This is a genomic window from Candidatus Cloacimonadota bacterium (genome assembly GCA_012522635.1).
Classification (GTDB): Bacteria; Cloacimonadota; Cloacimonadia; order Cloacimonadales; family Cloacimonadaceae; genus Syntrophosphaera.
In genome coordinates this window covers 1-12,083 of record JAAYKA010000062.1, presented here as the reverse complement: position 1 = coordinate 12,083, position 12,083 = coordinate 1, and the positions used below count along the sequence as shown (strand labels likewise).

Genomic DNA, 12,083 nt, shown 5'->3' with positions numbered 1-12,083 from the left:
GACGCGGATGCCCAAGTTTAGTGAATTGAGCATCACAAACACCAGATGGCTCAATGATGGATACGTGGAAATCGCATTCAAAGAACCTTCTCTGGCAGCGCTTTGCAAGCCTGGGATGTTTTTTGAACTGAAGGCGAAAACTGACGCGCAGGAGCGTAAACTTTTCAAGCCCATCAGCGTTTCCAGTGTTTTTGAAGGACAGATCAGCTTCATCATTAAAGTGCTCGGATCAGGCACGCAGGCACTGGCAAAACTCGCAACAGGCGAAACGCTTCTGGCGCTGGGTCCCTTGGGAAATTCTTTTCCTCTGGTGGAGGATAAAAATGTGCTTTTGGTCAGCGGCGGGGTAGGCTGGCCGCCTCTGGGTTTTCTGCGCACATTCCTGAAAGAGAAAAACCGCGTGCTACATATTCATGGAGGCGCCACAGCTACGGATATTTTTCCCTGTGATGAATTTTACACCGTGGACGGCAGCGCTGGCGTAAAAGGATTGGTAACCCAAAACCTCGTTCAAATCCTGAATGAGGAAAACATCGATATCATCTATAGTTGCGGTCCTTTGCCAATGATTGCCGCCATCCAAAAAGTGGCTGGCAAAATCCCACACTATGCCTCGCTGGAAGCCTATATGGCATGCGGTGTGGGCGCCTGTTATGGCTGCGCAATCCCAGTGGGGGAGAGCTACCAGCGTGTTTGCGCTGACGGTCCGGTTTTTAACGCCGCTGAAATCCGCTGGGAGGAATTGTGAATCGCCTTGCCACATCTTTGGGACGCCTGAGCCTGCAAAGCCCGATAACTGTCGCTTCCGGCACTTTCGACAGCAGTTATTTCGAGTTTTTCGACCCCAAAATTCTGGGTGCCTATACCACCAAAACTATTACCCTGCATCCAAAAATGGGGAACAAGCCACCTCGCGTTTTTGAAAATGAGGCGGGCTTACTCAACAGTATCGGTTTGCAAAACCCGGGTTTGGACGCTTTCATTGCCCAGGATTTGCCCCGCCTGCGTGATGGTCTTGAAATCCCGTTGATTGTCAGCTTTTCCGGCTCTTCCATCGCGGAGTTTGGCGAGATTTTGGAAGCACTGGAAAAAGAGGATGGCATAGCGGGATATGAGATAAATATTTCCTGCCCCAATGTGGAAAAAGAGGGAATTGCCTTTGGTGCTGATCCGGATGTGGTTTTTTCCCTGGCGTCGGCCTTGGCTGCAAAAACGAAGCGGGAACTAATCTTCAAACTAAGCCCAAACGTTACCGACATTGCCCAGATTGCCAGCGCCGCCCAGGACGGCGGAGCCAGTTCTCTGGCTTTGATAAACACTCTTTATGGTGCCGCCATAAATTGGAAAACGGGACGCTTTTTCACTTCCAATCCAGTTTGTGGCTACAGCGGCACTGGCGTAAAGCCCGTAGCTTTGGCTCTCTGTTATAAAACCGCTCAGGAAGTCAAGATTCCCATCATCGCTTTGGGTGGGATTAACACTTGGCAGGATGCCCTGGAGTTTTTCTATGCGGGAGCTTCCGCAATCGCATTGGGAACCGCTTTTTACAGCAATCCCCTCGCCGCGGAAAAGCTCCATGCGGGTCTTAAAAAACATCTGGAAGAAAACAAGATCACACTTCCAGAGCTGATTGGAACCGCAAGCCTGCCTCAATCTTAACTCCAGAAACAGAGCCAGTCGATAGTCATTGTTGAACCCCCCGATAAAAAATCGGGAGGCTTTGGAAGGGTTCTTAGATCACGTATTTTTTGGAGTTTAGAGCGAGCTTGGAGGAAGATTGGGCTTGACAGCAGAGGCTTCTTAAATATCTTGTCTTCAGATCTTTACCTTTTTATATGGGGGTGACATGGTTTCGACAGGGAACCTGAGTGTGAGAGATGCATGCCGGAGACGCTGTCCGCTCCGTCAAAAAGCAGCAAACAAATCTAATTGCAGATTACAATTACTCCTTGGCAGCATAAGCATGCCAACGTTCAACCCATCCGGGCCGCCGGGAAGGAATTTGAGCGTCGAAACAGTGCGGCTGCTCCGAACTGGACACCCATAGAGTTCGGTTAAGACCATGGGACCGGCTCATACGGGTCTGCCCGTCTTTCACCGTCTGAGCTCAAATTAAAGATGGCTAAGCATGTAGATTCACTCATAATCTGTTCTTTGGACGCGGGTTCGATACCCGCCACCTCCACCAAAATTTTGAAACGGCTTTGGATTTCCGAGCCGTTTTATTTTTGTCCATAATATTGATTGGGTATGGAGAAACTTGACTTCCAAAAAAGTGATATTCCCCAAGCGTGGTCGGGTTTTGGTAGAAAAAGATAAAGAATATCTTGACACAATGGCTGTAAATAGGATTTTGATTCGAATAGAAAAATATCCGCAAATGGAGGAAAAACATGTCCGAAAATCTCAAGTACGGAACCATCAGTTCACAAAAAGCTATGGAATTGGAAGATAAATATGGAGCTCACAACTATGCGCCGTTACCGGTGGTTTTGGCAAAAGGAGAAGGTGTGTTCGTTTGGGATCCAGAGGGAAAGCGCTATTACGACTTTCTTTCAGCCTATTCAGCAGTAAACCAGGGCCATTGCCATCCCAAAATTGTCAATGCGCTCATCGAACAGGCAAAGGAGCTGACACTCACATCACGGGCGTTTTTCAACAACAAACTGGGTGATTTTGAAAAGTATATCACCGAATATTTTGGCTATGACATGGCGCTGATGATGAACACCGGCGCGGAAGGCGTTGAAACCGCCATGAAGCTTGCCCGCAAATGGGCTTACAAGGTCAAGGGCGTGGAAGCAGACAGAGCCATCATCATTTTTGCGGAAGGCAACTTCCATGGTCGCACCATCAGCATCGTTTCCGCATCCACCGATCCGGATTGCCGCGACGGTTTCGGACCATTTTTGCCTGGCATCGAAACAGTTCCCTACAACGATCCCGCCGCCCTGAAATCTTTCCTGGAAAAACACGGAAAGAACGTGGCAGCCTTCATCGTTGAACCCATCCAGGGTGAAGCCGGAGTTTACGTTCCGGACGAAGGCTATCTGAAAGCCTGTTATGACATTTGCAAAGAATATAATGTTCTCTTTGTGGCAGATGAAATTCAAAGCGGACTTGCCCGCACCGGTAAGATGCTTGCTTGCGACTATGAAAACGTTCGCCCCGACATGCTGATTCTGGGCAAAGCCCTTTCCGGTGGCGTGATGCCAGTTTCGGTTGTTTTGGCAGATCGCGAAATCATGCTCACCATCGAGCCCGGACAGCATGGATCCACCTATGGCGGTTTCCCGCTGGCATGCGTGGTTGCCAAAGCCGCTCTGGAAGTGCTGAAAGAAGAAAAGCTTGCCGAGCGTTCCTACGAACTTGGCATCAAGTTTCGCGAAGCCCTGAATGCCATCAAGCATCCCATGGTGAAGATTGTGCGAGGAAAAGGCTTGTTGAACGCCATCGTGGTTGAGCCCAAGGATGGTATCGAAGCTTGGGACGTTTGCGTGAAACTGAAAGAAGAAGGCGTGCTTTGCAAACCCACCCATCGCCATATTATTCGTTTGGCACCACCTTTGACCATCACTGAAGAGCAGCTCATGGAAGTTGCTCAAATCATTGGAAAAGTATTTAATTCCCTGTAATTAATCACAATCCAGGAGGGCGTGGATTTGCCCCGCCCTCCGTTTTGTATTTATGAAAAGACCAGATTTTCGCAGCGGCTTTGTGGCTATCATCGGTAAGCCTAACACCGGTAAATCAACTTTGATGAACCGGATTTTGGGAGAAAAGCTTTCCATAACTTCGCCCAAGCCCCAAACCACGCGCTATGCCATCAAAGGCATCCTTAACCGTGATGATTGCCAAATCATTTTCATTGACACACCTGGCTATTTGCGGCCTCGCTATGAACTTCAGGAACGAATGCGCAAAATATGGACGGATGCCTTCAAGGATGTGGATCTGGTGCTTTTTATGAGCGAAACACAGCGTTTCCCAACTGAATATGATCTGGAAGTTCTGGAACAGCTCAAAGAGGTGCGCACCCCGCAGATTGCGGTGTTTAATAAACTGGATTTGACACCGGATCTTTCACGTGAAGCCTTGATTTCGCATCTGCCGAAAAGTGTGAACGAAACGGTTTTTATTTCCGCCACAACGGGTGAAGGTTTAAATGAGATGATGGAAGCACTTTTGCGCTACATTCCATTTCATGAACCCTATTATGAGGAAGACCAGCTTTCAGATTTGCCTCTGCGCTTTTTTGCCCAGGAAGTGATTCGGGAAGGAATATTCCACAATTTTTCTCAGGAAATCCCTTACGCAACCGCTGTTTTAATCGAAGCTTTCAAAGAAGAAAGAGAGCAGACTGTGATCGATGCGGTAATCTGGTTGGAGCGCCAAAGCCAAAAGCCAATCATCATCGGCAGAAAAGGGGAAAATCTGGCTCGGATACGGCGTTACGCGGAGGCACAGTTAAGCACATTTTTGGAAACCAAAGTCTTGATTCATCTGTGGGTAAAAGTGAAGCCCGGCTGGCGAAAAAAGAGCACAGCCCTGAAGGAATTGGGTTTCAATTAAGTCTGGAGACTGGAAATCTATTGACATAAAACAACACTCGACATTTTTAGTCACCCAAGCGAAACAGGCTTTTTTTTGTTTTTTTCAAAATACCCTAATGCGTGGAGATTATGCAAACTAACATGGCATCTGATGCATGCTTTGTGGTGGACATTGGAAACACCAACATAAGCTGCGGGATATATAAAAATGAAGAACTGGCCTGGTTCGCCAGGCTTTCGAGTTCCTTGGACCGAACTGCGGACGAATATTACAGTTTTTTGAAGCCCCTTTTGGATGGTTTCAGTGAAGAAAAAATTGGCGCCATCGCAATGGCCAGCGTGGTTCCCGGGCTCAGCCGGGTTTGGCAACATCTTTTCCGAAAATATATTGGCCTCAGTGCTTGGGAATTGACTGCGCTAAATGTGCCGGAACTCAGCTACAGGGTGGCGGATCCCTCTTTCATTGGGGCAGACCTGATTGCAAATGCCTACGGCGCCTGGAAAAAATATGGCAGCAGTTGCCTTATCCTTGATCTTGGAACCGCAACCAAAGTCCAGCTTGTGACCTCTGAAGGCAGATTTGAAGGAGCTGCCATCGCGCCGGGATTGAAAACAGGTGCGGAGCAGCTTTTCAAAAACGCGGCTTTGCTGGCACCAATCGAACTCAGCAAACCGGAAGTGTTTTTGGGAACCTCCACGAAAGACGCGCTGCTGTCTGGAATTGTGCGTGGTCACAGCTTCATGTTGGAAAGCTATGTGCGGCAGGCAAAACTGCATTATTTTGACCTCAAAGACATGCAGGTTATCCTCACCGGCGGCATTGCGGAATTGGTTCAACCCTTGGTTCCCGCTGCCGAAATAATGGACAAGTTTTTAACTCTTGACGGGGTTTTCCTGGCCTGGAAAAACAGCCGCGCATGAAAAAATTTGTTGCCTTCTCCATCCTGATCATGAGCTTGGGCCTTCTTTTTGCCCAACAGGAGTTTTATCCCCGGATCTGGATTCACGGATACAATCCCTTGGTGTATAACACCGTGGATGTGTACAAACTGAATAAAGGCAACAACTATCTGAAACAAAAACCATATTTCATCACCGGAATCGAGCCCAAACAAGACCATAAGATAGATTTTGAGCGGCAAAAACTGGTTCTGACAACAAGCATTGGGGATTATGAATTGCTTCCCGGGCGCACAATCTCGTTCAATTCCTATTTCAGGAACATGCAGCGCAAGGCTTTCAGAAAATCCCTTTTCGAGCGCTATCGCACCCAAAGCACCCAAACCCAGATCACCAGCACTGGATTGATTAAAGAATATGTGTTGGAATTGCCAACCATTGCCATGCCCAAATCCGTGCAAAGAGTGCTTGGCGGTTCCGCTGGCAAACTTAACTTGGACGGCACGGAAAAGGTGACCCTGGAAGTTGGCAGCACCAATCGCAAAAACGTGGCAATTTATGACCAGGACAACGCTGGGCAGTTTGACATCAAAATGGAGCAGGAAACCAATCTGCGGCTCACTGGTACCATCGGCGAAAAAATTGCCGTGAACCTAAAATATAACAGCAAGCAGGATGAGCAGTTTTTCGACCCCAATAACGTGAGCATTAAATATACTGGCGATGAAGATGAATTGGTTCAATCCATCGAGGGTGGAAACATCACTTTGGGGCTGTCTGGTTCACGCTATATCAGCTATTCAACCGCATCCCGCGGACTTTTTGGTGTAACCTCCAAACTGAAATATAAAAACTTGGATCTCACCCTGATTGCCAGCACCGAGGAAGGGCAGAAAAACACTCAAAACTATGTGGGAACCAGCCAGGCGGACTCCACAGTGTTTCGCAGCAGAGACTACGCTCCCCGCACAATGTATTATCTGGATGATCCTTACGAGGTTTATGACCTCTACACCCAAGCGGATGTTTCCAGTCACGTACCCAGCGCATGGGTGAATAATGCCATCAAAACTGACCCCACCGGCGCGTGGAGAATCAAAAACGCAAACCTGCTTCCCGCCAACGGCACCGTGCGAGTGTTTTTGGATGATGCCGTGTCAACAAATAACGTGGCATCCGCAATCGGAGATACAATATATTTCAGTCCCACAGACTTTTATGTCCCATATTATGATGAGCTGATTGAAGGAACGGATTTTGTTACGGACTACACTTCCGGCATCATACGTTTGAATAAAACCATCGACCGCCGTTATACGATTGCGGTAAAATATGTCCGCCGGGACGGCATCCCGGTTCCATTTGTTCAGGACGATGATGACGGGATTCTGCATGCCAAGGTTATCCGCCGCCGCAACCAGGAATACAATCCAAACGACCCGAACAACGTTTGGCACTATCAGATGCGCAACGTTTACAACATGAACAAGACCAATATAAAAAGCGACGGCTTTGGTTTGGATATTTATACCATAAATGTTGACCTCACTCGAAACTATCTGGTACCGGATTCCCTGGCCACTTCAAACATCGTAACCTACACGGATTTCCTGCGTATGGACAGCACCGGTGACGGCCTCATTAATGGTGAAGACAACACTGTAAACCTCACTTCAGGGCTGATTTTGATTCCTTTCATCGAGCCTTTCAGATCTTTGGGCGACGGAGAAGTCTACCGCCAGGAAGGTGAGAGCGTCAGCTATTTGGACATAGATCTATTTATGAGCGTGAAGGGTAAAATTGGTCGGGAATCAGTGGATTTGGGACAAGGCGGTATTCTCAAGGGCAGTGTGATTGTAAAAGTTAATGGTTTCGAACAGAAGGAAAACGTCGATTATATTGTTGACTACGATTTTGGTCGCATCACTTTTCTGACATCCGCGGGCAAGGATGCCGATGCCAAAATTGAGATAGACTATGAATATCGCAGCGCTTTCGAGGTGGCTAGTAAATCATTGGCTGGCGTGCGCGCGGATTGGAATTTCGCGGAATGGGCAAAACTGGGCGGAACCTTCATCTATCGTTCTGAAAACGTTGCGGATAGACGTCCTCGCGTGGGTAACGAAAACATCCAAATGATGATGGCGGACGTTGACGGTTCCATCACCGTGAAACCTTATTTCGTCACACGTTTTTTGAACTGGCTACCCTTGATTAACACCACCGCGGAAACCCGAATCACCCTTTCAGGCGAAATTGCCTACACGATTCCCAGCATCTATGGCGACCCCAAAGAAAAACGCAAGGAAGCCTATCTGGATGATATGGAATCAATTATGGATTTTTATCCCATGGGGGTGACGATTGGATCCTGGTCTCCAGCCAGCAAACCTTGGAACACAACTTTGGCAAAGGGTCGCACGATATGGTTTAATCCCAAAAATATCCGCCGTGACCAAGTTGAGGATCCAGCCACCCTCACAGATGCAGAAAAGCGTGAAACAGTAACGGTTTTGGCGTTGAAAGTTTTTCCCTCGAACCTGGGTGTTCCAAATTCCGATGTTTGGAGCTGGGGCGGCGTGATGAAATATCTGGGCAACCAGCTTGATTTTTCCCAAAAGAAATATATCGAGCTGATGGTGAAGGTGATTCCAAACGAATCAGGTATCATGCCCAGTCCCATCCTGCGAGTCGATTTGGGTGATATCAGTGAAGACTTCTATACTGATTTTGGCGGCTTGGGTGTTTTGAACACAGAAGACGTAAATGGCGACGGCGTGCTTTCCACAGATGAAGATACCGGCTTGGACGGGCTTTTCAATTGGGAGCCTGGTGCTGACCCCAACGATTTGGCAGACAACACGATAGACCAATATGGAGACTATCCAAACATAAACGGAACCGAAGGCAACCGCGTCCTTGACACTGAAGATTTGGATGGAAATGGTGTTTTGAATACGCTTGACCGCTATTTCAGCTATTCCTTCGCGCTTTCGGATTCCACCTATTTGCAAAACGTAAATGCCGATGGATGGCGTCTTTATCGCATACCCATCACAGATCCAGACACATTCGAAATTGTTAATAACTCCACCGCCGGGGTGAATCCCTCTCTCAAAAAGATTTCATACGGGCGCTTGGTTATGGAAACCAATGTTCCCGCCAAAGTGCTTGTTTACGATTTTAATGTGGTTGGAAATAAATGGGAAGATTTTCACGTGCGCACCCTGGACAACCAGATTGTGGCTGACGCCATGCTGAATACCTACAACACGTCCTACCTCTCCGGAATCGTGAACAACCAAAAGAACAGCGCGCACTACGTTTCCCCTGAGGGAAGCTATTATATTGAATTGCGCCGCGAATCAAGCGAAAGCGCGCTCACCCTTGAAGTTGAGAACCTTCAGCCAGGTCATCAAGCCTTGTTGAGGCAGAGGATGCTGGATCCATACAACCTTCTCTCCTATAATAGAATCAGATTTTGGGTCTATCCGGAAGCCAGAGAAGGCGCGCACTCTCATCCTGATTCCATGGATGTGATTTTCCGGGTCGGAGCGGACAGCCTGAACTATTACCAGATTCGTCAGCGCGTGCCGGTTTTTCCATATTACGCAAAGATGGAAAGAGGAGCCTGGATCGAACTGGATTATGATCTGCAGAGCATGACCTCGTTGAAAGAGAACTTTCCAGACCAAACTTCCGGTCAGATTATCCAAGGAAACACAGTCTATAGCTTCCGCGGTTCGCCCACAGTCACAAATACACGGGATATCTATTTCGGTATCTATTCTCCAACAGATATACCAGCCCCCATGCCATTCAGCGGAATCATGTATTTTAATGATTTGAGGGTTGCCGAACCCTATGAAGATATCGGCGTGGCCAAAAGGCTGTCGCTGAATTCAAGCTTCGCTGATCTGAGCACTTTGATCATCGATTATGAGGATAAAAGTGAAAACTTTAACACAACCATCCAGCGGGGCAGAACAAACACTTTCACCAGCTCGAAGACCCTGAATATAACCAACCGCTATTTCCTGAACAAGCTTTTCCCCAGCGCCTGGGGCTTGGATATTCCGGTAACCCTCACACGCAATTATTCTTTGGGAATCCCGCGGTTCCAAGCTAATTCAGACCTTCTGCGCGATAATATCGACGATCCTGAAGATAAAAATCGTCAACGCAATGAAACCCTGACCTATGCCGCTGATTTTGGTTTCAGCCAACGCAGCGTTCCAAAATCCAAAATCCTGCAATATACGATTTATAGAACTTCGATCAGCGGACGAATTGAACAGAGCGAGCGGTTTACTCCCACGGCTGCAGACACCACTTTATCATGGCGTGGAACCTTGAACTACAATCTCAGTTTTCCCAGCGATAAAGTCAGCTTCCGTCTGTTCAAAAACTATCGTCTGGGCTGGTTCCCCAGCACTTTCAATAACAGCTTCACCATCAATAACACCGAGCCCCAAAGCTGGAACTGGGAGCGCCGGGATGGGGTTTATGCCTGGCATCCGCGCTCACAAACAGTTCCCACAAAGGTTTTCACAGCAGACAACAATGTGAACTGGGGGCTGACTTCGGATATAACTTTATCCGCGAGGCTGAACACTGAACGCGACCTGAAACAGGAAATCCTCCTGCAGAACTTCAACATTGGAAAACTGACCAAACAGGTTCAGGATTTGGGTTTGAACTTCAATCCAAATTATCTGCCACGAATCTTCAATTTCACCCTCAGCGGAAATTCACGCTTCAGTGAACAGCAGCGAAAATACTATCAAAACACATCCGACGGTCAGGTGGCATATTTCCAAAGTGACGGAAACGCGAACCGCACATTCAGAGCAAACTTCACCTTGCAAAACTCCAGCCTGCTCTCATCTTTGGCAAACAAAATCATGGCTTCCCATCAAACTCGTTTGGCGAACAAACCACAGCCCAAATCACCCGACTTAAAAGGTGACGAACCTAAATCCCCGGATTTTAAGCATGATGATGATGAAAAACGAAAGAAGGAAGAGGAGCTGAAAAAGAAGGAAGAGGAAGAACGCCGTTTGCGTGATGAAGACCCCCAAAAATGGGAGGAAGAGCAAAAACGCCGTGACGAAGAGGCCCGCAAGGAAGAAGACCTGAGGAAGTGGGAAGAGGAAGAGCGCCGCAAAAAAGAAGCTGAGATGATGGGAGACGAACCTCCAAAACACACAGACTTTCATGAAGGCGATAAACCCAGGGATCCGAAAGGAAAACCCGACTCCAAAGGCGGCGGATTTTATTTCCCCCACGCTGCTGTGAATCTGCTTTCCAAAGTGAAGAATATCGGCGCCACCTATCAGAATTCTTATGTGCAATCTTATTCCCGCAGCCAAACCACGCCACCTTTCCTTTTCAAACTGGGCTTGCCTCATGTTTTGCCAGCGGATTCCCTTGATTCCGTGCAGGATAACAACACTTTGGCGCTCACCAGTGGCGTCAATTTTTCCCGCAGACTGGATAGCGTTCTGCGCTATAGCCTCACTTTTGATCAAACCGAATCCAGCGCCTCAAACCAGATTGTGGCTGTCACTTTCCCAGATCTCACGGTTTCTCTGATGGATTTCCAAAATTGGATTGGCTTGGGTAAAATCCTCACTGGAGCGCGCCTCAACAGTGGATTTCAGATGACCACCCGCGCCACAGGTGAATTGGATTGGGAGGAACCCCGCCAGGAAATGGTGACCTTTGCGCTGAACCCAGCCATCGGCTTCACTGGCACCTTCTTCAAGAATTTTGGCACCAATCTCAGTTATTCTTTTGCCACTGGCGAGAATACCACAAACATGGATTCCTACCAGATTCTCAAAACCTCACAAACTCACTCTCTGAACGGGAACCTTTCCTATTCGTTCCGCATGGGCAAAGGGTTCACCGTACCCTTCACCAAGAAGAAAATTCACATTAAGAATGAACTCACATCCAGCCTCAGCATGAGTTTTGAAAAGAAATATGATGAAACCTTTGGGCGTGAGGGCGCCCAACAGGTGGATCAAGATAATATCAGTATTTCCATCAGACCCAGCGCCACATATCAGTTTGACGCAAATATCAGAGGAGGGCTCACAGGAACCTGGGAAAAGAGTGCGGACAACAAACGTGACACCGGCTTGCGCACCTTCCGCATTGGGGTTTGGGTGGAAGTTAACCTATAATAGAATTCCAGGCTGCATTCAGTTGATTCTCATATTTTAGGCGGGCTGATTTTTATGTATTTATTGGTAAATTTCGGCTGTCCCTGCCTTGCCTCCTTTAGTGTACCTTATGTTTTAAAAGCCAATCATAAGCTACACAAAGGGTTAGGGCTTAATTAGCTTGTTTTCAACAGACTCGTTCTAATATATTGAGATGTGAATGTTTGGCTCCAAGGGAGTCGCTATTTTTTAAGATAGAACTCAGGCAACCATCTCTTATGCACCCAAAACCACTGCTCTGGCCACTTTCGCACATAGTTTTCAATTACCGCGTTCACTTCTTCAGTCACTTTGCGAATACCATCTTCATCGCAGTCCAAACCGGGATGATGAATCATCGGTTCAAAACACATCAGAATTCCGCCCTTAGGGGTCCTCAGCGTGAAGCCAGGTACAATGG

The 12,083-nt window shown here is 47.8% G+C and carries 7 protein-coding genes and 1 other RNA gene; 7 read left to right on the top strand and 1 reads right to left on the bottom strand.

The features are described 5' to 3' along the window. The 7 genes from GX135_03595 to GX135_03565 form a co-directional block, all read left to right on the top strand. A partial coding sequence (locus tag GX135_03595; GenBank protein ID NLN85177.1) for a dihydroorotate dehydrogenase electron transfer subunit occupies positions 1 to 748 on the top strand: 748 nt, incomplete at its 5' end. Continuing rightward, the gene (locus GX135_03590) at positions 733 to 1,659 is read left to right on the top strand and encodes a dihydroorotate dehydrogenase (protein ID NLN85176.1); all 927 of its coding nucleotides are present in this window, start codon (positions 733 to 735) and stop codon (positions 1,657 to 1,659) included. The genes GX135_03595 and GX135_03590, both read left to right, overlap by 16 nt. Positions 1,660 to 1,837: 178 nt before the next feature. Beyond that, positions 1,838 to 2,188: a transfer-messenger RNA gene (gene ssrA, locus GX135_03585) on the top strand. Positions 2,189 to 2,393: 205 nt separating this feature from the next. After that, a complete protein-coding gene (gene rocD / locus GX135_03580) occupies positions 2,394 to 3,635 on the top strand; it encodes an ornithine--oxo-acid transaminase (GenBank protein ID NLN85175.1) in 1,242 nt (413 codons plus the stop codon). A 52-nt stretch (positions 3,636 to 3,687) separates the two neighbouring features. After that, the gene (locus tag GX135_03575; protein NLN85174.1) at positions 3,688 to 4,572 is read left to right on the top strand and encodes a GTPase Era; all 885 of its coding nucleotides are present in this window, start codon (positions 3,688 to 3,690) and stop codon (positions 4,570 to 4,572) included. A 110-nt stretch (positions 4,573 to 4,682) separates the two neighbouring features. Beyond that, positions 4,683 to 5,474, top strand: a complete 792-nt coding sequence (locus GX135_03570) for a type III pantothenate kinase (GenBank protein NLN85173.1) — start codon at positions 4,683 to 4,685, stop codon at positions 5,472 to 5,474. Continuing rightward, positions 5,471 to 11,644, top strand: a complete 6,174-nt coding sequence (locus GX135_03565; protein NLN85172.1) for a hypothetical protein — start codon at positions 5,471 to 5,473, stop codon at positions 11,642 to 11,644. The genes GX135_03570 and GX135_03565 overlap by 4 nt, the downstream gene beginning before the upstream one ends. 221 nt (positions 11,645 to 11,865) lie before the next feature. On the opposite strand, the gene GX135_03560 is transcribed toward GX135_03565, so the two are convergent. Continuing rightward, on the bottom strand, positions 11,866 to 12,083 hold a 218-nt coding region (locus GX135_03560; GenBank protein NLN85171.1), incomplete at its 5' end, for a hypothetical protein.

Bases quoted from the DNA above. Each gene is read 5' to 3' on its own strand.
- rocD (NLN85175.1), top strand. From the start codon at position 2,394: ATGTCCGAAAATCTCAAGTACGGAACCATCAGTTCACAAAAAGCTATG.
- GX135_03575 (NLN85174.1), top strand. From the start codon at position 3,688: ATGAAAAGACCAGATTTTCGCAGCGGCTTTGTGGCTATCATCGGTAAG.
- GX135_03570 (NLN85173.1), top strand. From the start codon at position 4,683: ATGCAAACTAACATGGCATCTGATGCATGCTTTGTGGTGGACATTGGA.
- GX135_03565 (NLN85172.1), top strand. From the start codon at position 5,471: ATGAAAAAATTTGTTGCCTTCTCCATCCTGATCATGAGCTTGGGCCTT.